General features: G+C 71.5%; 21 protein-coding genes, 2 tRNA genes, 1 other RNA gene and 3 pseudogenes. 15 read left to right on the plus strand and 12 right to left on the minus strand.

The features are described 5' to 3' along the window. Positions 1–26 precede the first annotated feature (26 nt). An RNA gene (ffs, locus tag ACZ62B_RS07165) (signal recognition particle sRNA small type) lies at positions 27–125 on the minus strand. Between the two features lie 72 nt (positions 126–197). Between ffs and ACZ62B_RS07170 the strand changes: the two genes are divergently transcribed. Both ACZ62B_RS07170 and ACZ62B_RS07175 read left to right on the plus strand, forming a co-directional pair. Further along, positions 198–285: transfer RNA gene (locus ACZ62B_RS07170), tRNA-Ser, on the plus strand. A gap of 496 nt (positions 286–781) precedes the next feature. Beyond that, on the plus strand, positions 782–961 hold the full coding sequence (locus ACZ62B_RS07175) for a hypothetical protein (protein ID WP_468883915.1): 180 nt from the start codon (positions 782–784) through the stop codon (positions 959–961). A gap of 106 nt (positions 962–1,067) precedes the next feature. On the opposite strand, the pseudogene ACZ62B_RS07180 reads toward ACZ62B_RS07175, so the two are convergent. Continuing rightward, positions 1,068–1,497, minus strand: a pseudogene (locus ACZ62B_RS07180) (tyrosine-type recombinase/integrase); the annotation flags it as partial. Positions 1,498–2,089: 592 nt separating this feature from the next. Between ACZ62B_RS07180 and ACZ62B_RS07185 the strand changes: the two are divergent. Then, positions 2,090–2,194, plus strand: a pseudogene (locus ACZ62B_RS07185) (DUF7660 family protein); the annotation flags it as partial. Here ACZ62B_RS07185 and ACZ62B_RS07190 read toward each other — a convergent pair. Then, positions 2,161–2,370 (minus strand): annotated as a pseudogene (locus ACZ62B_RS07190) (pyridine nucleotide-disulfide oxidoreductase); the annotation flags it as partial. The pseudogenes ACZ62B_RS07185 and ACZ62B_RS07190 sit on opposite strands and share 34 nt — an antisense overlap. 615 nt (positions 2,371–2,985) lie before the next feature. Here ACZ62B_RS07190 and ACZ62B_RS07195 point away from each other — a divergent pair. Beyond that, entirely contained in the window at positions 2,986–4,407 is a 1,422-nt protein-coding gene (locus ACZ62B_RS07195) for an ATP-binding protein (RefSeq protein ID WP_468887328.1), read from the plus strand. Positions 4,408–4,709: 302 nt separating this feature from the next. Here ACZ62B_RS07195 and gap read toward each other — a convergent pair whose 3' ends face one another. Then, on the minus strand, positions 4,710–5,708 hold the full coding sequence (gene gap / locus ACZ62B_RS07200; protein WP_344569462.1) for a type I glyceraldehyde-3-phosphate dehydrogenase: 999 nt from the start codon (positions 5,706–5,708) through the stop codon (positions 4,710–4,712). Between the two features lie 121 nt (positions 5,709–5,829). Continuing rightward, complete coding sequence (locus ACZ62B_RS07205; RefSeq protein ID WP_344569464.1) at positions 5,830–6,786, minus strand: GlxA family transcriptional regulator; 957 nt, start codon at positions 6,784–6,786, stop codon at positions 5,830–5,832. A gap of 179 nt (positions 6,787–6,965) precedes the next feature. Here ACZ62B_RS07205 and ACZ62B_RS07210 point away from each other — a divergent pair, with 179 nt between their 5' ends. After that, positions 6,966–7,631: a maleylpyruvate isomerase family mycothiol-dependent enzyme gene (locus tag ACZ62B_RS07210; protein WP_468721097.1), complete on the plus strand. Its 666-nt coding sequence runs from the start codon at positions 6,966–6,968 to the stop codon at positions 7,629–7,631. Positions 7,632–7,659: 28 nt separating this feature from the next. On the opposite strand, the gene ACZ62B_RS07215 is transcribed toward ACZ62B_RS07210, so the two are convergent. From ACZ62B_RS07215 to ACZ62B_RS07240, 6 genes are all read right to left on the minus strand, one after another. Next, positions 7,660–8,229 carry a DM13 domain-containing protein gene (locus ACZ62B_RS07215; RefSeq protein WP_468887330.1) on the minus strand — a complete coding sequence of 190 codons (570 nt, stop codon included), beginning with the start codon at positions 8,227–8,229 and terminating at the stop codon, positions 7,660–7,662. Positions 8,230–8,355: 126 nt separating this feature from the next. Beyond that, a complete protein-coding gene (locus tag ACZ62B_RS07220) occupies positions 8,356–10,125 on the minus strand; it encodes a copper resistance CopC/CopD family protein (RefSeq protein WP_469689398.1) in 1,770 nt (589 codons plus the stop codon). A 346-nt stretch (positions 10,126–10,471) separates the two neighbouring features. Then, the gene (locus tag ACZ62B_RS07225; RefSeq protein WP_468887334.1) at positions 10,472–11,239 is read right to left on the minus strand and encodes an SDR family NAD(P)-dependent oxidoreductase; all 768 of its coding nucleotides are present in this window, start codon (positions 11,237–11,239) and stop codon (positions 10,472–10,474) included. Further along, positions 11,236–11,715: a cupin domain-containing protein gene (locus ACZ62B_RS07230; RefSeq protein WP_344569471.1), complete on the minus strand. Its 480-nt coding sequence runs from the start codon at positions 11,713–11,715 to the stop codon at positions 11,236–11,238. Before ACZ62B_RS07230 ends, ACZ62B_RS07225 begins: the two co-directional genes overlap by 4 nt. After that, a complete protein-coding gene (locus ACZ62B_RS07235) occupies positions 11,712–12,323 on the minus strand; it encodes a GNAT family N-acetyltransferase (RefSeq protein WP_469689399.1) in 612 nt (203 codons plus the stop codon). The genes ACZ62B_RS07230 and ACZ62B_RS07235 overlap by 4 nt, the downstream gene beginning before the upstream one ends. After that, on the minus strand, positions 12,316–14,595 hold the full coding sequence (locus tag ACZ62B_RS07240; RefSeq protein ID WP_344569475.1) for a penicillin acylase family protein: 2,280 nt from the start codon (positions 14,593–14,595) through the stop codon (positions 12,316–12,318). Before ACZ62B_RS07240 ends, ACZ62B_RS07235 begins: the two co-directional genes overlap by 8 nt. A gap of 76 nt (positions 14,596–14,671) precedes the next feature. Here ACZ62B_RS07240 and ACZ62B_RS07245 point away from each other — a divergent pair, with 76 nt between their 5' ends. The 3 genes from ACZ62B_RS07245 to ACZ62B_RS07255 all read left to right on the plus strand — a co-directional run bounded on the left by ACZ62B_RS07245 (position 14,672) and on the right by ACZ62B_RS07255 (position 16,684). Next, on the plus strand, positions 14,672–15,394 hold the full coding sequence (locus ACZ62B_RS07245; RefSeq protein ID WP_344569477.1) for a siderophore-interacting protein: 723 nt from the start codon (positions 14,672–14,674) through the stop codon (positions 15,392–15,394). A 245-nt stretch (positions 15,395–15,639) separates the two neighbouring features. Beyond that, complete coding sequence (locus tag ACZ62B_RS07250) at positions 15,640–15,936, plus strand: type II toxin-antitoxin system VapB family antitoxin (protein WP_004943146.1); 297 nt, start codon at positions 15,640–15,642, stop codon at positions 15,934–15,936. Positions 15,937–16,072: 136 nt separating this feature from the next. After that, positions 16,073–16,684 (plus strand): LytR C-terminal domain-containing protein, encoded by a 612-nt coding sequence (locus ACZ62B_RS07255; protein ID WP_344569522.1) that lies wholly within the window; start codon positions 16,073–16,075, stop codon positions 16,682–16,684. A gap of 108 nt (positions 16,685–16,792) precedes the next feature. Here the strand turns inward: ACZ62B_RS07255 and upp are convergent, their stop codons facing one another. After that, entirely contained in the window at positions 16,793–17,428 is a 636-nt protein-coding gene (gene upp, locus ACZ62B_RS07260) for a uracil phosphoribosyltransferase (protein ID WP_344569479.1), read from the minus strand. 137 nt (positions 17,429–17,565) lie between these two features. On the opposite strand from upp, the gene ACZ62B_RS07265 reads away from it, so the two are divergent. From ACZ62B_RS07265 to ACZ62B_RS07295, 7 genes are all read left to right on the plus strand, one after another. Beyond that, entirely contained in the window at positions 17,566–17,781 is a 216-nt protein-coding gene (locus ACZ62B_RS07265; protein ID WP_344569481.1) for a hypothetical protein, read from the plus strand. Between the two features lie 368 nt (positions 17,782–18,149). After that, a complete protein-coding gene (locus ACZ62B_RS07270; protein WP_468721270.1) occupies positions 18,150–18,695 on the plus strand; it encodes a tRNA adenosine deaminase-associated protein in 546 nt (181 codons plus the stop codon). A gap of 65 nt (positions 18,696–18,760) precedes the next feature. Beyond that, on the plus strand, positions 18,761–19,192 hold the full coding sequence (tadA, locus tag ACZ62B_RS07275) for a tRNA adenosine(34) deaminase TadA (protein ID WP_468721272.1): 432 nt from the start codon (positions 18,761–18,763) through the stop codon (positions 19,190–19,192). Positions 19,193–19,237: 45 nt separating this feature from the next. Beyond that, positions 19,238–19,322 (plus strand) — tRNA-Ser (locus ACZ62B_RS07280). Between the two features lie 90 nt (positions 19,323–19,412). Further along, a complete protein-coding gene (locus ACZ62B_RS07285) occupies positions 19,413–19,589 on the plus strand; it encodes a hypothetical protein (RefSeq protein WP_344569483.1) in 177 nt (58 codons plus the stop codon). Beyond that, complete coding sequence (locus tag ACZ62B_RS07290) at positions 19,589–19,882, plus strand: Dabb family protein (protein WP_030820366.1); 294 nt, start codon at positions 19,589–19,591, stop codon at positions 19,880–19,882. The genes ACZ62B_RS07285 and ACZ62B_RS07290 overlap by 1 nt, the downstream gene beginning before the upstream one ends. A gap of 177 nt (positions 19,883–20,059) precedes the next feature. Then, positions 20,060–21,046, plus strand: a complete 987-nt coding sequence (locus ACZ62B_RS07295; protein WP_468721274.1) for an RNA polymerase sigma factor SigF — start codon at positions 20,060–20,062, stop codon at positions 21,044–21,046. Positions 21,047–21,290 lie beyond the last annotated feature (244 nt).

Consider the following 21,290-nt stretch of genomic DNA (forward strand, 5'->3'; position numbering starts at 1 on the left):
CACTGACAACCGACCCGTACGCCCGGAACGCAAGCGCCCCCCACGCACCCGCCAGAGCCGACCTACCCTTGCTGCCTTCCGGCCCTGGGGGAGTTCAGTCAGATAGCGCCGCGTGAGGGGCTGCGCCCACAGTACCCGATGCCGACCGGTGGGAACGAGTTCGCGAGCACTCCTCTCGGTCATGTAATGTTCCCACCGGAGGATTCGCCTAGAGGCCTAGGGCGCACGCTTGGAAAGCGTGTTGGGGGCAACCCCTCACGAGTTCGAATCTCGTATCCTCCGCCAGTGCCTCACCGGGCACGTTGTCGAAGGGCCCCCTGGAAACAGGGGGCCCTTCGACGTTGGTCCGTCTCAATTGGTCTCGGAACAGGTGCTGTGCTCGCGTCCAGGGGCTCCCTGGGCTCTTGCCGATGGGTCATCACGTCCACGACGATTCCGATGCCCACAGAGCGGCCTCTCCTGCGCCCAGCAAGTTCGATCACGTCCGCCTGTTATCAACAACGGTTGGAGCATGTCCGGCCAACGCACAGGCACGCCGCGTTCGGGTATGGAAGGACGTCGGCCCGGGGTTCGCGCACCTGACCGCCTAAGGACGTAAGGCCCTCCCGGTCAATGCGGCTGAAGAACAAAGACGCAGCTCAGGAAGGGGTTGCGGCACTAACCCTCACATCACTCATCCTCGCCGTGCTGTCGGGGACCCCCGCAGTCCACGGAAGGGGTGGAGCTCCTGCGCTCCGCTTCATGCGTGTGAGTCGCACGCCTACTCGAAGGATGTTTCCTGATGACCCTGATCATGCTCGTGCTCGCCGTAGTGGTCACCGTTCTGACGTTGTTCCTGGCCTCGGCGCTCGGTGTGCTGGTGCTCTCGCGTCCCACGCTGACTGCGCCGGTCCAGACCGCGGTGAGCAGCGTTGCGGCGATGGTGGCGCTGATGGCCGTGCTCGTGGCCGTCACCCGCTGACAGCTGCAGAACACGCAGCTTTCGACCTTGTAGGCCTAACACCTGCTCGTCTGGGCAACCGAAAGCCCCGGCTCATCATGGGTCGGGGCTTTCGGTTCTGTCCGTCTCAGTCATCCGCTGGTTGATCCTGGAAGGCTCCCCCGACTTGCCCTGTGACTCTCCGGAGCATCGGCTCGGTGACGTGCATGTGCCGGGCGCGCATCCGGGCCGCTCCCCCCGGGCTCCCATCCCGCGATCGAGTCGATCACGACATCTGGGACGCCGAGGACCAGGAGGACGGTCGCGGCGGTGTGACGCGCGTCACGAAGGTGACCGTCCCGGACGCCGGCGTCCCGAAGTAGCCGCTTCCAGACGTGGAAGTCGGTGTTCGGACTTAGCGGCCCACCAGTGGGCGAAGCGAAGACGTACTCCTTGCGCTCCCAGTCGGCACCGGCCTCGATCCGTTCCCGCTCCTGGGCTTCCTGGTGCTGCCGCAGGATCTTGATCAGCGGATCGGGCAGGCCGACGGTGCGCCGTCCGGCTCGGGACTTGGTAGAACACGCGTGCGACATACAGATTCACTGCGAAGATCGCCTACGGGTGGCACGAGCCGGGACCGGACACCCATGCCATGACTGCCGGAGTCACCGAGTCAGAAGGCGGAGAGAGCTTCACGCTTGAGTTCCAGTGCGGCTTCGAGGAACCCGATGCGCAGAACATCCGTAATGGCTGCAGCTCGTACTGCGTTGCCACTCCCGACCAGGGCACCGCGTATGGATGTGTGCGCACGGTGGAGCTGGAAGGAGACATCCTGCGGGTCACGTTCGACCCCGATTCCTTGGAAGCCCTGTTCCTGGACGACCCGGTAGTCGAGGCAGTCCTACATGCGCCGGCCGCGGACATAGCTCGCATGCGGGAGGCACTCACACGCATCCTCACCTACGGCCGACCGGACGCGATCCCGATCGGATCTGAACTTCGGCTGCTGATCACGCTCCGATGGAGCTTGCCCCGGCCACTGAGACTCCGCCGACCGCGTGCGCTCCTTGAGGTCGCAGTCATGACGAGTCCCTTGACACCTGACGCTCACATTGGCAATCGCGAGACCTTCAGCGCCTTCCCGGCCCGTCTTCGTACAGACTACGCAGCCACGGCCAACAGTGGGAGAACGTGACGCTGGACAGGTTTCTGGAAGCCCTGGAAGCCTGGGTTACCGCGCCTCAGCCTTTGGTGGGCACTTCCCTGACCGCGTAGTAGGCGTGAAGCGCGGCCTCGCTGCCGGAGCCCAGGGCGGTCATGATCCGTTGGAAGCGGGCGGAGCGTAGGTCGCCGGCCACGATGACGCGAGGGTGCTGGTCGGTAGGCGGACAGTATCCGTCCGCACCACGGGTCAGGTCGCCCGATGGGGCGGTCGGCGCGTTCCCGATGGACCGGGGGCCCTCCTCCCCGGCCAGACACTTGTGACGGGGTGCTTCGCCTTCACCGTCACACCAAAGGAGCGCGGCCACCGGGGGCCTGAGGTCACCGTCAGGGAACTGGCCGTGGAGAACGAGCCGCAGTCCGCGTGCACGGCGGCAGGAGTACCGTCTCCCAGCATCTCCCCAAGCCACTGAATGAGGGGTGCAGCCAGGGCGATCAGCCGAAGCTCTGCCCGGGGAACAACCGTGAGCAGCAATGGTCTGCGCAGGGACTCACTGAAAAAGAGGCACACCCATTCTCTGCTCTACGACGCCATGACTCGCACGTGGCAACAAGCCTGTTCGTGTGACAACTACCGTGTCCCGGCTCACCAACTGACGTGCTAAACCGTCAGGTTGGAAAGGGCTCAGCGTATCGAAAAGCGCCTGCCGCACAGGGGTGGCCGCTGCTGCCCCGTCCCCGCGAAGGAAGGCAGGGCAGCGTCGCAGCCCCGAAGCACCGTCACCCCTGCGCTGCGGACAAGTCCGCCGACATCGGCCTCCATCTTCCGGCAGACCGGCTGCTCAGGGTAGATTGTATCGACGGCGATAGTATCGGTAGAGATACTATCTCTACCGGGAGCCTACATGCGTCGTTTCATCGGGCGGGAACGCGAGCTGAACGTGCTCGGCAAGGCCTTGCAGGCGGTTCACGACGCCACCGGGTCGGCGAAGCCCGGTCAGTGCATCCTCATGCGCGGACGGAGGCGGGTCGGCAAGTCCAGCCTCGTCGAGGAGTTCATCCGGCGGACCGGAACGCCGTACCTCTTCTTCACCGCGGCGGGCGGCACGGCGGAGGACGAGCTGACGGAGCTGCTCGACGCCGTCGCCAGATCCACCCTGCCGGAGAGGGAACTGTTCTCCGAGGAGACCCCGGAGCAGTGGAATGCGGCACTCAGGCTGCTTGCGGAAATCCTGCCCGACGACACTCCCAGCGTCATCGTCATCGACGAGGTTCCATACCTGATGGACCGCATCGACGCCTTCGAGGGCATGCTCCAGCGAGCATGGGACCGGCTGCTCAGCCGCAAGCCGGTGCTTCTCCTCCTGGTCGGGTCCGATCTGTCGATGATGGAGGCGCTGAACAACTACGACCGCCCCTTTCACCAGCGGGGCCGAGAAATGATCGTGGGGCCTTTGAACCCGGCCGACATCGGCGAGATGCTCGGCCTGTCTCCGGCAGCCGCATTCGACGCCGCTCTGATCACGGGAGGTCTGCCTCTGATCTGTGCCGAGTGGCGGGCCGGAGCGGATGTCTGGGAGTTCCTCCGCGACTCGCTGGACAACCCGATCTCGGCACTACTGGTCTCCGCTGAACGGTCACTGGCCGCGGAGTTTCCACCGCAGGCGATGAGCAGGGAGGTCCTGCGGGCCATCGGATCCGGGGAGCGAACCTTCACCAACATTGCTCGCGCGGCGGGCGGTATCGCCCACACCACTCTCACCCGAGCCACTGACGTCCTGACCGAGAAAAGGGTCGTGGCCGCCGAGCTGCCGCTCTCGCTCAGGCCGTCGAAGGAACGCCGCTACCGGGTGGCCGACCCCTACCTGCGCTTCTGGCTCGCGTTTCTGGATCCGCACATGGCGGAGATCGAGCGGATGCGAGGGGATCTCACTCTGAGCCGTATCAAGGAGCAGTGGACGAGCTGGCGGGGCCGCGCGATCGAGCCCCTGGTCCGGGAATCCCTCGCCCGCCTCCTGCCGGACGGGCTCCTGGCCGCCGCCCCGGCGATCGGCGGGTACTGGACCCGCAACAACGACGTGGAAATCGACTTGGTGGGCGCCGACCGGCAGCCGGTGGCAAAGCAGTTGCTCTTCCTCGGCTCGGTCAAGTGGTTGGAGAACTCCGCGTTCGACAACCACGACCTGGCAGCACTGCAGAAGCACCGGGCGGCGGTCACCGACGAGCCAGTACCGCTCGTGGCGGTCTCCCGCAGCGGGATCAGATGTTCCGGTCTTCAAGCGGCCTACGGCCCCGACGAACTGCTCACGGCCTGGCGCAAGGTGTGAACAGGGGTGGGCTTTCCGTGGTTGCGGTTCTGATTGCATTCGCCTCCGTCCTCTGCGGTTCGGGCAGAGACCGCCTGCATGCTCCGGCGCAGGTCAGGACGCCCCCCGGATCCAGTTGAACGCTCAGACGAGCAGGTGGAAAGCGTGTTGGGGGCAACCCCTCACGAGTTCGAATCTCGTATCCTCCGCCAGTGCCTCACCGGGCACGTTGTCGAAGGGCCCCCTGGAAACAGGGGGCCCTTCGACGTGTGCGGCCGCGGTTCCGGAAGCGGACGGCGGGACGGGGCCGCCCCCGCCCCGCGTCAGCGGGCGGCGAGGAGCCCGAGCGTGTCGATCACCCGGTTCGAGAAGCCCCACTCGTTGTCGTACCAGGCGACCACCTTGACGTGACGGCCGTCGACGCGGGTGAGGGCCGAGTCGAAGATCGACGAGGCCGGGTTGCCCGTGATGTCGGACGACACGAGCGGGTCCTCCGAGTACTCGAGAATGCCGGCGAGCGGCCCCTGTGCCGCCGCGCGGTACGCCGCCAGCACCTCGTCGCGCGTCACGTCGCGGGCGACGGTCGTGTTGAGCTCGACGATCGAGCCCACCGGAACCGGCACCCGGATCGAGTCGCCCGACAGCTTGCCGTCGAGGTTCGGCAGCACCAGACCGATCGCCTTGGCGGCACCCGTCGTGGTCGGCACGATGTTGACGGCGGCGGCACGCGCGCGGCGGGCGTCGCGGTGCGGACCGTCCTGCAGGTTCTGCTCCTGCGTGTAGGCGTGCACCGTCGTCATGAAGCCGTGCTCGATGCCGGCGAGCTCGTCGAGCACCGCGGCCAGCGGCGCGAGCGCGTTGGTCGTGCACGAGGCGTTCGAGACGATGGTGTGCACGTCCGGGTCGTACGCGCCGGTGTTGACCCCGAACGCGAGCGTGACGTCGGCGCCGTCCGACGGAGCGCCGACGAGCACCTTCTTCGCGCCGGCGTCGAGGTGGGCACGGGCGGCCTTGGCCGACGTGAAGCGGCCGGTCGCCTCGAGGACGATGTCCACGCCCAGCTCGGCCCAGGGCAGCCGCGCCGGTTCGCGCTCGGCGAGCACCTTGATGCGACGGCCGTCGACGACGAGGGCGTCCCCGTCGGCGGTCACCGGGCGGCCGAGCCGGCCGGCCGTCGTGTCGTAGGCGAGCAGCCGGGCGAGGGTGGCGGGCTCCGTGAGGTCGTTCACGGCGACGACGTCGAGGTCGCTGTCGCGTTCGAGCAGTGCGCGCAGCACATTGCGTCCGATGCGGCCGAATCCGTTGATCGCGATGCGCGTCATGAGTGGTGTCCCTCCGGTCCCTGCGATCCCTGCGGTTCGCCACCAGCGTCGCGTGCGGCGTCCGCCCGTGACAGCGGCGCGATCGCCACGGTTCAAAAGGATCGCGCCACGTGCCGGCGGGCTACTCGCCCTGGGCGAAGGTGCGCCGGTACTCGCTCGGCGTGGTGCCGAGGATGTGCTGGAAGTGCAGCCGCAGATTCGCGCCGGTGCCCAGACCGACGTCGGCGGCGATCTGCTCCACGCTCCGCTGCGAACGCTCGAGCAGCTCGCGGGCCATGTCGACGCGGGCGCGCATGACCCACTGCATCGGCGTGTACCCCGTGTCCTCGACGAAGCGCCGCGACAACGTGCGCGGCGAGACCCCCGCGTGCCGCGCGAGCACCCCGAGGGTGAGGGGTTCGCCGAGCCGGTGCAGCGCCCACTCGCGGGTGGCGGCGAACCGCTCGCCGAGCGGCTCGGGCACGCTGCGCGGTACGTACTGCGCCTGGCCGCCGCTGCGGTAGGGGGCCGCGACCAGGCGCCGGGCCGCGTGGTTCGACGCGGCCACCCCGAGGTCGCCGCGCAGGATGTGCAGGCACAGGTCGATGCCCGAGGCGGCGCCCGCCGACGTCAGCACGCTGCCCTCGTCGACGAACAGGACGTTCTCGTCGACCCGGACGAGCGGATGCTTCGCCGCGAGCGCCCGCGTGTAGTGCCAGTGCGTCGTGGCGCGTCTGCCGTCGAGCAGGCCCGTGGCGGCGAGCGCGAAGGCGCCCGTCGAGATGGCGGCGAGCCGCGTGCCCCGGCCGTGGGCCGCGATCAGCGCGTCGACGACGGCCCCCGGCGGGTCGTCGCGGTCCGGGAACCGGTAGCCGGGGATGAAGACGATGTCGGCCCACGCGAGCGCGTCGAGACCGTGGGCGACGTAGTACGACAGCCCGTCGCCACCGGTCACCAGACCGGGGTCCGCCCCGCACACGCGCACCTCGTACGGCATGCTCGCGCGGGTCGTGAACACCTGCGCGGGAATGCCGACGTCGAGCGGCTTCGCCCCCACGAGCACGAGAACGGCGACACGATGCAGGCGGGAGGACGGCACGGGGACAGGGTACGAGGGAGCGCGGGGCCGGGCCTTTCGCCCGGGAGTCCCTCGCCCGCGACGCCGTACCCGCCGTCCGCGACCACCGGAAACCGGTCACGTGCCGTCGGACCTCGGCCTCGCGGACAAAGATCGCTCATGGGCGATGACTTCGCTCCGGGGCGGGAGTCCTCCTCCGTATGACTGATCCGGCACAGACAGCAGACCACCGTCGTGAGACCGGGGTCTGGTCCTTGATCCACGCCGAGCGGGCGGCGCTGGCGGCCGACCTCGCGGGGCTGACGGACGAACGGTGGGCGACTCCCTCGCTCTGCGACGGTTTGACGGTGCGTGAGGTACTGGCGCACCTGACCGCGGGCGCGAGTCTCGGCACCGTGCGCTGGCTGGCGGGTGTGATCCGCTGCCGGTTCGACTTCGACAAGCAGGTGGCCGTGCGGCTGGCCGAACAGCTCGGCGCGACCCCGGGCGAGACCCTCGAGCGTTTCCGGCGCGTCGTCCCGAGCACGACCAAGCCTCCCCTGCCCGCCATCGCCATGCTGGGCGAGACGATCGTGCACGGGGAGGACATCCGGCGCCCGCTGGGCATCCGCCGCGACCGTCCGGTCGACGTCGTCACCCGGACGGCCGAGTACTACCGGGGCACGGACCTCGTGGTCGTCGCCAAGGGACGCATCGGGGGCCTGAGACTCGTGGCGGACGACGGCCCGTTCACGACCGGTTCCGGGCCTCTCGTGTCCGGCCCCACCTTGGCCCTGATCATGGCCATGACCGGGCGAGCGGCGTACTGCGACGATCTCGAAGGCGACGGCGTGGAACTGCTCCGCAGTCGCTGCGGGACGGCGTGACGCGGTGCCGTGACGTCCGGTCCGGCCGTCAGGCGCGGGTGAGTTCCGCCGCTCCGAAGGAGACGTCGAAGCGGTCGCACCAGATGCTGACGCTGGTGTAGCGGGACGGGTCGACGTCCTCGGGCACGGCGTAGTTCTGGCTGCCCTTGTTGCCCTTGAGCTTGCCGAGGCTGACGTACCGGCCGTCGTCGAAGACGTGCCAGCCGGCGCGTCCTTCCTTCACCGGCGCGTCGGTCAGCCACACGTGCAGGTCGGGGCCGTTGCTGGTGTCGAGCCCTTCCAGGCGCACCACATGGCTGTCGTCGGACAGCCGCACGAACTTCACCGTGCCGGACGTCGCGTGCTCGTGGCTGATCAACTCGCCGCTCGCCAGCGTCTTCGGGCCGGCCGGAGGCGGGGTGGCCGCCGTCCCGGACGGTTCCCCGGCAGGCGGTGCCGAGGCGGCCGCCGTGACCTCGGGCAGCGCCTCCCGCACCGTCTCGTCCTGCCACAGCTTCCACGGCTGGAACCAGTACAGCCCGAAGCCGGCCCCGGCGACCGCCACCACCAGCACCCCGACCGTCCACGGCCTGACCAGCGCGCTCCGCACCCGTCCCATGTCGTTCGCCTTCCTGGGAATCATCCGTCTCGGTTCCCATCCAACGGGGCGGACCGGCCGTCCGGAACAGCGTGGCGGATGACGAAATCCTTACGTGTCACGCGTCATCGACGGCCTGGCACGCGTTCAGCGGGTGATCTCCACCTGCCGCGTCCCGCTCACCTGGTCCACCTCGGAGACCCGGATCGTCAGTTTCATCGTCCAGGTGCCTTCGAGGGGGAGGTTGAGGTCGCTGGTGGCCCAGTAGCCGCCGCGGTCGGTCAGTTTCGCGTCGATGGGGCCGATGTCCTTCGCCGCGAGGGTGAAGGAGGCGCGGAGTTCCGGTACGGAGGTCAGGGCGCCCCGGGGGCCGAAGACCACCGCCTGGAGGCCGTTCTCGCCCACCCGGCCCGGGTCCATCGTGAGCTGCACCGTGCCCCGGCCGCCGGGGGTGCCCACGTCGTAGGGGACCGTGAACGCCTCCGCGCCGGGGAGACCGGCCACCTGCGGCTCGGGCGCCTTGGCCGCCTCCGCCTCCGCGCGGGCGGGGAGGGTGCCGGTCAGCACCGTGGTGACCAGCAGGACGGCCACCGCCACGACGGCTTCGGCCAGTACGGAGCGGCGCAGGGCTCGGCGGTGACGGTCCTCCGGTTCCTCCGGTCCGTCCGGTCCGTACGTCGGTGAGGTCACCGGCCTCGGCTCCGGATCCGGCGGGGCGCCGGACGCGCCCACCAGTTCCGGTACGCGTTCCTCCACCACCGCCGGTGCCGCCAGGAGGGCCGTCCAGCGGCGGGACAGGGCCGCCGCCGACAGCAGGAAGAGCGTCGCGGCGAGTTTGACGGTCAGGGTCCGGCCGTACGACGTCCCCGTGAGGGCGGACCAGGAGCCGAGACCGCGCCAGGACTGGTAGACGCCGGTGACGACGAGGACGGCCACCGAGGCGAAGGCCAGGCGGGAGAAGCGCGTGACCGTGGCGGTCGGCGGCGGGGTCTTCGCGCGGTGGAGGGTGAGGAGGAGGGCGGTCAGGCCGCCGAGCCAGCACGCCATCGCCAGCAGGTGGAGCACGGACGACGTCATGGCCAGCGGGACCTGGATACCGGCGGAGGCGTGTTCGGCCGCCGCCCAGGTCAGGGCCAGGGCGATCGCGAGTGCCGCACCGGCCGGCAGGCGGGTCCGCGGGTCGCGGCGCCTCAGGAGCGGTACGAGAAGCGCTGCCGCCGACAGCAGGGCGAGGCGGGTCAGCAGGGCGACGCCCGGGCGGCCGGTGAGGGTGTCGGTGAACGCCTGGAGGTCGAGGGCGGTCGCCGGTGAGGTGCCGTTCTCGTACGGGGCGCGCAGGACGAGCAGGGCGGTCGTGGCCGTCAGCAGGGTCCACCAGCCGGTGAGCAGCGGCAGCCGCAGCGGGGCGGGGTCCGGTGGCCGGCACAGCGCCGCGAACGCCGCCGTGCCGATGAGCAGCGCGGCGGCGATGTACGCGAGGTGGCGGCCGGTGTCGTAGAGGCTCTTGGTGACCGGGTGCTCGGCGTGGTCCGCGGGGGCGGCGGGCGGGGTGGGCGAGGGCGCGCCGATGGAGAAGGTGAAGGCGCCGGAGACCGGGTGGCTGTCGGCGGAGACGACCCGCCAGGCCACCGTGTACGTGCCGTCGGCGAGGTCGCCGGGCAGGTCCGCGCGGGCGGTGTCGGAGGCGCCGTCCGCGTGCCGCGGCTCGCCCAGGTGGACCCTGCGGTTGTCGGGGCCGTAGACGCGGAAGGAGTCGTCGAGCAGGCCGACGGACTCCGTGAAGGTCAGGGTGAGGTGGCGGGGCGCGGACTTGACGACGCTTCCGTCCTCGGGGTCGCTGTCGCGGAGGGCGGCGTGGGCGCTCGCCGGTGCCGCGCCGCCGAGGACGAGCAGGACCAGCAGGGCACCCAGCAGCACCAGCCCTTGAAGCCGCCGGGGGCCACGGCGGTTCGGGGTTCCACGGCCGCTCGGGGTTCCGCGGCGGTTCGGGGTTCCGCGGCCGCTCGGGGTTCCGCGGCCGTCCAGGGCTCCGCGGCCACTTGGGGTTCCGCAGCCGCTCGGGGCTTCGCAGCCGTCCGGGGTTCCGCAGCCGTCCAGGGCTCCGCAACCGCTCGGGGCTTCGCAGCCGTCCGGGGTTCCGTGGTCGTTCGGGGTTCCGTTTCGTTCGCCATCGTCCGCCGTCCCGCTCCGCCGTCGCTCCACGTCGTACCCGCCTCCCGGCCGTCCCGCTCCGGGTTACGTACGGACGGCGGGCCCGGTGTGCTCACCAGGTCGGCCGGGCCGTGGCTCCCCCGTCCACCACCAGGTCGTGGCCGGTCACCCAGGACGCGAGCCGGGAGGCGAGGAACACGCAGGCGTCGCCGATGTCCTCCGGGCGGCCGAGCCGGCCCACGGCGGACGCCCGCCGCCAGCGTCGTACGCCCTCGGGCCAGGCGTCGGACAGGCCCTCCCGGTCGATCAGGCCGGGCGAGACCGTGTTGACGCGCACGCCCCACGGCCCGTACTCCTGGGCCGCCGCGCGGGCGTGCGCCACCACCGCCGCCTTGGAGGCGGTGTAGTGGGCGTGGCCGGGTGCCGGAATGTGGGCCTCGACGGAGGCGATGTGGGTGATGGTTCCCCCGGCGTCCCGCATCAGCTCCGCCGCCGCCTGGGTGCAGGCGAAGACGGTGGTGAGGTTGGTGTCCACGACCGCCCGCCATTCGGCCGCCGTCATTCCGGCGAGCTCCTGGACCGGCTGGACGCCGGCGTTGTTGACGAGCGCGGTCAGCCGGCCGCCGAACCGGTCGGCCGCCTCGGCCACCACGCGGTGGCAGGCGTCCTCGTCGGTGAGGTCGGCCTGGAGGACGACGGCCTCGCCGCCCGACTCCCGGATGCGGTCGGCGGTCTCCCGCGCGGCGGCCGTCGCCGTACGGCAGTGCAGCGCGACGGCCGCGCCCTCCTCGGCGAACCTCCGCGCGATGCCCCGGCCGATGCCGCCGCCCGCGCCGGTGACCAGGGCGGCCTGACCGTCGAGCAGACCCTTTCGGCTCATGGACGGCAGAGTTCCACGATGAGCGCCGCCCGGTCCGGGTAGCGCGCCGTCAGTTCCGCCGCGTCGCCGTGCTCGTAGCCCTCGTAGGTGAAGCCGGGTGCCATCGTGCAGCCGAACAGCGTCCATGCGCCGCCCGCCGCCACCCGCGCGCCCATCCAGGTGCCGGCCGGGACGGTGAGCTGGAGGTGCTGGCCGTCGAGGACGTCCGGGCCGAGCACCGGTGTGCGGGCGGTGCCGTCGGGGGCGAGGAGGAGCAGGTGGAGCGGGTCGCCGAGGTAGTGGTGCCAGATCTCGTCGGCGGGCAGGCGGTGCAGGGCGGAGAAGTCGCCGGGGGCGTCGGTGAGCAGGGCGACGATGGCGGTGCCCTCGGGGCGGCCGTCGGGGCGGGCGGGACCGGCCCAGGTCTGCCGGAACCGGCCGCCCTCGCGGGGGATCGGCTCCAGTCCGTAGTGGGCGACGAGGTCGTCGGGGGTCACCCGCCGAAGGCTACCTCGCGGGTGAGGAAGGCGAGTTGTGCCTTCTTCTCGGGCAGGTACACGTCCGGGAGGTCGATCTCCGGGAGCACGACCACGGGGCCGGCGGTGAAACCCTGCTTGAGGAAGCGGGCGGCGGCCTTCTCGTTGGCCACGTCCGGGTCGACCACTATGCGCTTCCGGTCGAGGCCGAGCAGGACGTACGCGGCGAGGACGCCCACCAGGGCGGCGGTCCAGCCGGGGCGCGGACTCCCGGTTCCGGCGGCGGGGGCGAGCAGCAGGTGGACGCCGATGTCGCCGGGTTCGACGGGGTAGCAGTCGCCCACGCGGTCGGCCTCTGGTTCGTAGGTCTGGAGCAGCGCGGCGGGTTCGCCGTCCTTGAGGACGAGGTACGCGTGGTGGGTGTCGAGGGTGTCCATGTGGGCGTAGATCTCGGCGACCCGCTGTGCGGTGAGGCCGTTCATGCCCCAGAAGGCGGCGCGTTCCTCGCTCACCCAGCGGTGCAGGAGGGGCGCGTCGGCGGCCGGGTCCAGCGGCAGGACGCGTACGGTGCCGAAGCCGTCGACCGCCTGCTCGTGGACGGCGGTGCGGGAGGCGTACGGGTCAGACATCGGTCTCCTTCTTCAGCTGTGCCCAGTCGGTGAGGACCGGGGCCAGGTCTCCGGCGAGCCACAGGGGCTGCTGGTCGCGGTGGTGGGGCGAGCCGGGGACGCCGGACGCGCCCAGCGGCACCACCCAGCGGCTGTTCTCCCGGTCGGCCAGGTCCCAGACGTAGCGGGCGGCCGGGCCGCGTGCGGCGAGGTCGGTGAGACCGGGCACGGGGGAGGTGCACAGCACGCAGTCGTGGTCGCCGGAGAGGCCGGGTTCGTCGTACGGCGTGGTCGGCGGCAGCGCCCGCCAGGGGGCCAGGCGGTGGGTGTCGCCCCAGGTGCCGGCGGGCGGCCGGGCGGCCACCTCCTCCAGCGCCGCGCGGACCACCGCCGGGCGGTCGACGCCGAACAGTTCCCCGGCGGAGAGGAGGTGTTCGAGGGCGTGGCCGACGCGGGGGACGAGGGCGAGCCAGGGGCGGAAGACCTCGGGGTACGGGGGTGGCGTGGCGGCCGCGGCGAAGGCGGGGTGCGCGGCGATCCGCCGCACGACGGCGCTCCGCACGGCCGCGAAGAGCGCCGCGTCGGCACTGTCCGCGTCCATCCGGCGGTCCCATCGGAGGAGGCGGTCGCGCAGGGCTGCGGCGGGGGTGGAGAGGGGTCCGCCGGGGGCCGGGTCGCCGGCCGCGGTGGCGGGGGCGTTCGGCGTGGGGTCGTCGAGGGCGGCGAGGAGGTTCAGGAGGGGGGTGGCGGAGGCGAGGTGGGTGTCCATGTGGATGGCGGACATGTCGGCCGCGGACCAGCGGGTCTGCCGGGCCAGCAGGGCGGTGATGCGGGCGGCGCGGTGCGGCGGGGCGAACTCGACGCCCAGCGGGGTCGCCGGGCCGCGCTGGTTCGCCATGACCGCGACCCCGTCGGTCAGTCCGGCGCGCGGCGGCTCGTGCCAGCCCCGCCACTCGTGACCTGGTTCCCAGGCGGGCACCAGAGCGGTCCCGTTCGCCTCGGAGCGGACCGGGACCCGGCCGGCCACCCGGTGCAGGGTGCCGCCCCCGGTGTCCGCGGCCATGACCACGTTGACCGGCTCGGCCCACAGGTCGACGGCCCGGTCCACGTCGGCGGTCCGGCGGGCCCGCAGCAACGGCAGCAGGGCGCCGAAGCCGAGGTCGCCGGTGACGCGGGGCGGGTAGCGCAGGGCGACGGCGAGCGGGGGCTCGCCGGGCTCGGGCACACCGTCGTCGAGGCCCTCGGGGCCGCCGATGACGACGGGGCCGCGGTCGGTCTCGATGACCTCGACCTCGACCGGTTCCTCGCCCGCCACCTCGACGGTCTCGGTGTGCCGGGCGGCACGGTGCCACGTCCCGTCCGGGCCGAGCGCCTCCACGCCGGCGCCGGTGCGCCGCAGCCGCTCGCGGTAGAGGTCCTGGTAGTCGGCCATGGCGTTGGTGATGGCCCAGGCGACCGTGCCGGTGTGGCCGAAGTGGGCGATGCCGGGGACGCCGGGCACGGCGAGGCCGACGACGTCGAACTCCGGGCAGGACAGGCGGATCTGCTGGTAGACGCCGGGGTCCTCGATGAAGCGGTGCGGGTCCCCGGCGATGACCGCGTGCCCGGTGGTCGTACGGTTCCCGGCGACCATCCAGCCGTTGCTGCCGGCGGTGCCGGGACCGTCGGAGGCGAACAGGCCCACGGCGTCCGCACCGAGGTGGGCGGTGATGTGCGCCCGCCAGAGCTTGGCGGGGAAGCCGGCGAACAGGATGTGGGTGGAGAGCCAGACCGCGAGCGGGGTCCAGGGCTCCCAGCGACCGGGACGAAGACCCGCGCGGGCGAACTCGGGGGCGGCCCCGGGGGTGGCCTCGGCCACCGGGCTCCCGCTGCCGGCCTGCCCGGCCGGGTCCCCGGCGGGGTGGTCCGCCGAGCCGGGCCCGCTCTCGGCGGGGCCGGCGTCCGGCGCGGGCGCCGGACCGGAGTCCGCCCCGCCGGTGGATGCCAGGCCCTCGTTCACGCCGGACACGTACGCCCGTACCCACTCCGCCGTCTCCGGGTCCGTCCGCCGCAGTTCGGTCCAGCAGCGGCGGGCCGTGTCGGCCAGGCGGGCGCGGCGGGCGAAACGGTCCCAGGGGAGTGCCTCGGGGCCGAGGAACGAGGCCGAGGTGCCCTGCGCGCGGTGCCGTTCGACCTCGAGTTGCCAGGCCCGGTCGAGCGCGGTGACCCGGCCCTGGGCGTACGCGAGCCCGTTCGCGCTCCCCGCGCGCAGATGGGGGACGCCCCAGGGGTCCCGGAAGATCTCGCCACCCACTGTGCCCTCATTTCCCATTAGGTTAGGCTCCCCTAAGTAAACCGTGGCGAAATCGTACGCGAAGGGTGAAGACGCGATGGGGCAGGGGCGGGGTTGGGAGGGCGCGGTCCTCAAGCTGTTCCGCGCGAAGGACTTCACGTTCACCGTGACCGGCGCGGAGGACGTCACCGCCGACTACCGGCGGGTGCGCTTCACCGACGGCGGGATGCTGGCGGCGACCGGCGTCCACCCGACGATGTGGGTGCGGCTGTGGTTCGACAACGCGGGCAAGCCGCACCAGCGGGCGTACACCCTGGTCGACCCCGACCCGGCGGCCGGCACCTTCAGCCTGGAGTTCGCCCTGCACGAGGGGTGCGCCAGCGACTGGGCCAGGGCGGCGAAGCCCGGCGACACCATCGAGGCGACCGTGCAGGGCACGGGGTTCGAGGAGCCGGACCCCGGCCCCTCCCACGTCGTCGCGATCGGCGACCCGGCCTCGCTGCCGGCCGTCAACTCGCTGCTCGGCGCGCTGGGTGCGGCTCCGGCGACCGTCTGGTTCGAGGGCACCCTCGACGGACTGCCCTTCCGGGCCGACCCCGACCGGATCGAGGTGCGCGAGGTGCCCCGGTCGGGGGCCGGGGCGGCGCTGCTCGAACGGGTCCGGGCCGACCTGCCCGAGCTGCTGCGGTCCACCCCCGACCCGTACGTGTGGATCGCCTGCGACACCGCGACCACCCGTGCGCTGTCGGCGTTCGTGCGCAAGGAACTGGGCGTGCCGAAGCAGCGGGTGCACGCGCTGGGGTACTGGCGCGCGAGCTGAGCCGGGACGCGGTCGGCCCGCCGCGCCGACCGCCCGTCCGGGAAGCGCGGGAGGCGGACGGAAGCCTCCCCGGAGGAGGGCGGAAGGACGGCCGGGGGTCTCGGAAGCGGCGGCCGATGGCCCGGTCCCGCGATCGGTCATATCAGATCACCATCCCGTTTCGCCCCGTATTCGGGTGCCTTTTCCGGCGTCGCACTGCGTCGCCATGGCTGCGCCCGGAACGCGTTGACCGGTAGGCTTTCCGTGTGATCTTCAAGCGCATCGGAAACGGCCGGCCGTACCCCGACCACGGCCGGGAGAGCACCCGGCAGTGGGCGGACGTCGCGCCGCGCCCGGTCCGCCTCGATCAGCTCGTGACGACCAAGCAGCAGCTCGACCTCGAGACCCTCCTCGCCGAGGACTCGACCTTCTACGGCGACCTCTTCGCGCACGTCGTGAAGTGGCAGGGCGATCTGTACCTGGAGGACGGGCTGCACCGCGCGGTGCGGGCCGCGCTCCAGCAGCGCCAGGTGCTGCACGCCCGCGTCCTCGAACTGGACTGACGCCCGACCGGCGTCCTCCCGCGCGACCCGGTTTGACCCTTTCGGGTCGGGCTGCGCCCAGTCGGATGATCATCTGGTATGCATTGCCGCCCGAGCGCACTACGCTGCGCCCATGAGCATGCTCACTCCACCCGGCATGGGCGGCCAGTACCGGATCACGGGTGACAAGTACCCGCGGATGCGCCGACCCCGGCGGCGCGGCAGGCTCGTCGTCCTGACCGTCGCCTCCGCAGCCGTGCTCGGCGTGGGCGGCTGGGGCACGCTCCAGCTCATCGACGTGTTCACCGGCGGCGGCGACCCCGCTTCCGCGAACGGCACCAAGGCGGCCTGCGCCGACACGGTGAGCCGTACGACCGTCCCGAAGGCGCTGCCCCGGCCCGGGACGATCACGGTCAACGTCCTCAACGCCACCACCCGCAGCGGACTCGCCCAGAAGACCGCCGACGAGCTGAAGAAGCGCGGCTTCAAGATCGGCGAGATCGGCAACGCGACCAAGGAGTACGACAAGAAGGTCGAGGGCACCGGCGTACTCCTCGGGCCCGCCGCCGCCCTCGACACCTCGCTGCCGGTGCTCGGCACCCAGCTCGCCGACGCCGAACGCCGTACCGACCCCGCCCGCAAGGGCACCGAGCTCGACCTGATCATCGGCGACGGGTTCAAGACCCTGACGACGAAGGCGGACGCCGACCGGGCCCTGACCGCACTGGCCGAACCCGAGGCGACGCCCGCCCCGAAGAAGAACTGCTGAGCCGGAGAAGGGCCACGGAGAGCCGGGGAAGAGCTGCTGAGCCGCGAGGCCCACTGAGCCACCGGGCCTACCGAGCCACGGGGTCTACCGAGCCACGGGGCGCGGGGCCTACTCCGCCGCCCCGTACATCCGGTCCCCCGCGTCGCCGAGGCCCGGCACGATGTAGCCCTGCTCGTTGAGCCGCTCGTCGACCGACGCCGTGACCACCGTCACCGGGGTGCCGGCCAGCTCGCGCTCCATGATCTCGACGCCCTCGGGCGCGGCCAGCAGCACCACGGCGGTCACGTCGTCCGCGCCGCGCCGGATCAGCTCCTGGATCGCCGCGACCAGCGTGCCGCCGGTGGCGAGCATCGGGTCCAGGACGTAGACCTGGCGCCCGGAGAGGTCCTCCGGCATCCGGGTGGCGTACGTCGAGGCCTGCAGCGTCTCCTCGTTGCGGATCATGCCGAGGAAGCCCACCTCGGCGGTCGGCAGCAGCCGGACCATGCCGTCCAGCATGCCGAGACCGGCCCGCAGGATCGGCACCACCAGCGGGCGCGGGTGGGAGAGCTTGACACCCGTGGTCCGCTCGACCGGCGTCTGGATGTCGACCTGTTCGGTGCGCACGTCGCGCGTGGCCTCGTAGGCGAGCAGGGTGACCAGCTCGTCGGCGAGACGGCGGAAGGTCGCGGAGTCGGTGCGCTGGTCGCGCAGCGTGGTGAGCTTGTGGGCGACCAGGGGGTGGTCGACGACGTGGAGACGCATGGCGTCAACATTAACCGGGCCCGGTCGGCCCGGCGTCCCCGCACACGGCAAGCCCCTCGTGCGCCCGTCACTCGTTCGCTGGCGTCAAACCGCCCGTCCGGGGGAAGGTGGGAGGGACGGACTGGGGTGGTGAACCGATGCCTGAGCAGGACAACCGAGACGATCCGTCGCCGCGCGGGACACCCGATCCGGCAGGGACGGAGACGGAGACGGAGGCCGAGCGGCGGCGCCGCCGCGCCCGGTTCCTGCGCGAACTCGCCGAGGCCCGGGAGCTGCGCGACCGGGTCCAGCCGCGCCGCGCCAAGGCCGCCCGGCTGCGCCACGCGATGCGCATGCGCACCTTCCGCTGGTAGCCGGCACCGGGTTCCGCCGCCCGGCCGCACCGGACTCCGCCGACCGGCCGCACCGGAGAAAATCGCACCCGGCCGCGGGAAGATCGCGCCACGCGCACACGTTTCCCGAAGTGCCCGTGCGGGGAAGGCGCGTGAGTCCGCGTACGATCCGCACGTGGCGGCAAGGAGTGCGCTGGTGAGTCCTTCGTGGGCGCACTCGGCGTACTGCGATCAAAATGCCGGACACAGGGAGCCGAAGACGTCCCCTGATGGCCTTGTTTCTGCCACGATTCCGAGTGGGTGGGGCTCGGAGCGCCGTCTCCCCGCCCGCAACACCTCCGCCGGGGGGACCCCCAACCGGCACGCCTATGACCAGTGGGAGAGTCACGGTGTACTTCGCCGCACTGCTCGCGCGCACCGAAGACGGGTGGGAAGCGAGCGACACGGAGCTCGACGATGTGGAAACCCTGTCGGATCTGGCCGACCTGGCCCGGGAGGCCTCTCCCGACGAGGACACGGTGCTCGTGCTGATCGAGCAGGAGGACGGCTGGTTCGGTGTCGTCCGCGTGGACGGCGAGGAGGATCCTCGGGTCTACGTCTCCGACGCAGCCGCCGCCGCCCGCAGCAGCTACGGGGAGATCCTGCTCACCGACGAACTGCTCGGCCGGGAACCCGGAGACGACGGCACCGACCTGGACGCCCTCGACCTCGACGGCACGGAGGACGGTGAACCGGACGACGAGGACGACGACGCGGACGACGGCGCCGCGTCCGCCGGCGGCGCCGACGCGGTGCCGCACGGGCCGGTCGGTGACGCGCAGATCCTGGAGGACCTGGGCGTGAGCGAGAAGGAGTTGCGTTCGATGACCGAGGACGCCGTCACCGAGATCGCCGACGCCCTGGGCGCCTCGGAGGTCCTGGAGACCGTCCGCTGACCGTGCCGGCCACCACCACCCCGTCCGGACCGCCGGATCCGGTACGCGACCCCTGGCGGGCGGCGATGCGGCTCGCCCTGGACGAGGCCGCACGGGCCGTCCGGGGCGGGGACGTCCCCGTCGGCGCCGTCGTGCTGGCCCCGGACGGCGCCACCGTGCTGGCCGCCGCCCACAACGAGCGCGAGGCCGTCGGCGACCCCACGGCCCACGCGGAGGTCCTCGCCGTCCGGCGGGCCGCCGCGGAGCTCGGGGAGTGGCGGCTGGCCGGCTGCACCCTGGTGGTGACGCTGGAGCCGTGCACGATGTGCGCGGGCGCCCTCCAGCAGTCACGGGTGGACCGGGTGGTCTACGGCGCCCGGGACGAGAAGGCGGGCGCGGTCGGCTCGCTGTGGGACCTCGTCCGCGACCGGCGGCTCAACCACCGCCCCGAAGTGATCGAGGGCGTGCTCGCCGACGAGTGCGCCCGGCTGCTCACGGAGTTCTTCCGGAACCGCTGAATACCGATTTCAAACCACGCCCCACCTTGCTGTAAGGTCTCCCTCGGTAGCGTGTCCGAGCGGCCGAAGGAGCTCGCCTCGAAAGCGAGTGTGGCGCAAGTCACCGAGGGTTCAAATCCCTCCGCTACCGCCGGTGAAGGGCCCCGTCGTCAGACGGGGCCCTTCGTGCGATCATGGGGCCGCTCGATACTCGTGTGACACCAGTGACAGGGGGGCCGCGGTGGCGGTGAACGCGAAGAAGATCGCCGTCTACGTCATCGTGGTCTTCGTGCTGTACCTGATCATCACGGACCCGGAGACCGCGGCCGACTACGTCCAGATAGGGTTCGAGGGCATATCGGAGGCCGCGAAGGCCATCGGCGACTTCATGACCTGGCTGGCCAACGGAGGAAAGTGATGATCCGCCACCTGGTGCTCTTCCGGCTGAACGAGGGCGTCGAGCGCGACGACCCGAGGGTCGTGGAGGGCGTGGAGGCCTTCCGTTCGCTGGGCGGCAGGATCCCGGAGATCCGCTTCTGGGAGTGCGCCTGGAACATCAGCGACCGCCCCATCGCCTACGACTTCGCCATCAACTCGGCGTTCGAGGACGCCGACGCGCTGCGCCGGTACGTGGAGCACCCGGAGCACCAGGCGGGTGTCGGGCTGTGGCGCGAGTTCGCCACGTGGGTGATCGCCGACTACGAATTCTGACACTCCGTCTCCCGCAGCCCCCCGCCATGACGGCGGGGGGTTTTGTCGTGCCGTACGTCCACTTTCGGCACTCAACACGGAATATGCGGTGCTTGCACACACTGAGTCAGTCTTGTGATGCTATGACCGCTTTTGAGGGATGAGTTGACGGACGATGTGAGCGACGAAGAGGTGGCGTTGACCGTGCCGGCCAGTACTGCGCCGCCCCAGGACGAGGTGTCCCCCGACGCGGTCCAGGCCCCGGCCCCCGACCGGTCCCCCCTCGCCCCGTCCTCCCCCGGCCCGTCCTCCCCCGCTTCGTCCTCCTCCGGCTCGGCTCCTCCCGGCTCGGCTTCCCCCGACACGACTCCTCCCGACCCGTCCGCGACCGCCGACGACCGGCCGGTGAGCCCCGCCAAGCGGCGCGGCGCCGACACCCGGGCCCTGACGCAACTGCTCTTCGGCCAGCTCAAGGAGCTGGAGCCGGGCATGCCGGAGCACACCCGCGTGCGCGCCGCGCTCATCGAGGCCAACCTGCCGCTGGTGCGCTACGCCGCCGCCCGCTTCCGCTCCCGCAACGAGCCGATGGAGGACGTCGTCCAGGTCGGCACCATCGGGCTGATCAACGCCATCGACCGCTTCGACCCGGACCGGGGCGTGCAGTTCCCGACGTTCGCGATGCCGACGGTGGTCGGCGAGATCAAGCGGTACTTCCGGGACAACGTCCGCACCGTCCACGTACCGCGCCGGCTGCACGAGCTGTGGGTGCAGGTCAACAGTGCGACCGAGGACCTGACGACCGCCTTCGGGCGCTCCCCGTCGACCGCCGAGATCGCCCAGCGGCTGCGCATCACCGAGGAGGAGGTGCTGTCCTGCATCGAGGCCGGACGGTCGTACCACGCCACCTCGCTGGAGGCCGCGCAGGAGGGCGACGGGATGCCGGGACTGCTGGACCGGCTGGGGTACGAGGATCCCGCCCTGGACGGCGTCGAGCACCGCGACCTCGTCCGGCACCTGCTCGTCCAGCTCCCCGAGCGGGAGCAGCGCATCCTGCTGCTGCGTTACTACAGCAATCTCACCCAGTCGCAGATCAGCGCGGAACTCGGTGTCTCGCAGATGCACGTGTCCCGGCTACTGGCGCGCAGCTTCCAGCGACTGCGGTCCGCAAACAGGATCGAGGCGTAACCGGAAAGAGCGAATCGTCCCACAGCGCTTTTCTGTGCGCTTCTGCTCCGAAAGCCCGTCAGACCCCTTGTTTCCAGGGCCGATTCGCATCTCAGATGTCGACATGTCACTACAGCGCGTTGCCGACATGTGACATTCTGCGGAAAGCGCGTTTGCCGGAGCCTCGGCGCCGGTATTCCAGGTGATGGCTGCGTTCCTCGATCGGGGAGCGTCCGCCGCGACCGTCCCGCGACCCAAAGGGGGT

It is taken from the genome of Streptomyces sp. NPDC053426 (assembly GCF_055585405.1).

Excerpts from the sequence above, each read along its gene's own strand:
- ACZ62B_RS07245 (WP_344569477.1), top strand. The coding sequence starts at position 14,672 with ATGGGGCAGGGGCGGGGTTGGGAGGGCGCGGTCCTCAAGCTGTTCCGC.
- ACZ62B_RS07175 (WP_468883915.1), top strand. The coding sequence starts at position 782 with ATGACCCTGATCATGCTCGTGCTCGCCGTAGTGGTCACCGTTCTGACG.
- ACZ62B_RS07225 (WP_468887334.1), bottom strand. The coding sequence starts at position 11,239 with ATGAGCCGAAAGGGTCTGCTCGACGGTCAGGCCGCCCTGGTCACCGGC.
- gap (WP_344569462.1), bottom strand. The coding sequence starts at position 5,708 with ATGACGCGCATCGCGATCAACGGATTCGGCCGCATCGGACGCAATGTG.
- ACZ62B_RS07210 (WP_468721097.1), top strand. The coding sequence starts at position 6,966 with ATGACTGATCCGGCACAGACAGCAGACCACCGTCGTGAGACCGGGGTC.
- tadA (WP_468721272.1), top strand. The coding sequence starts at position 18,761 with ATGCGGCTCGCCCTGGACGAGGCCGCACGGGCCGTCCGGGGCGGGGAC.
- ACZ62B_RS07195 (WP_468887328.1), top strand. The coding sequence starts at position 2,986 with ATGCGTCGTTTCATCGGGCGGGAACGCGAGCTGAACGTGCTCGGCAAG.
- ACZ62B_RS07255 (WP_344569522.1), top strand. The coding sequence starts at position 16,073 with ATGGGCGGCCAGTACCGGATCACGGGTGACAAGTACCCGCGGATGCGC.
- upp (WP_344569479.1), bottom strand. The coding sequence starts at position 17,428 with ATGCGTCTCCACGTCGTCGACCACCCCCTGGTCGCCCACAAGCTCACC.
- ACZ62B_RS07290 (WP_030820366.1), top strand. The coding sequence starts at position 19,589 with ATGATCCGCCACCTGGTGCTCTTCCGGCTGAACGAGGGCGTCGAGCGC.
- ACZ62B_RS07215 (WP_468887330.1), bottom strand. The coding sequence starts at position 8,229 with ATGGGACGGGTGCGGAGCGCGCTGGTCAGGCCGTGGACGGTCGGGGTG.
- ACZ62B_RS07235 (WP_469689399.1), bottom strand. The coding sequence starts at position 12,323 with ATGTCTGACCCGTACGCCTCCCGCACCGCCGTCCACGAGCAGGCGGTC.
- ACZ62B_RS07265 (WP_344569481.1), top strand. The coding sequence starts at position 17,566 with ATGCCTGAGCAGGACAACCGAGACGATCCGTCGCCGCGCGGGACACCC.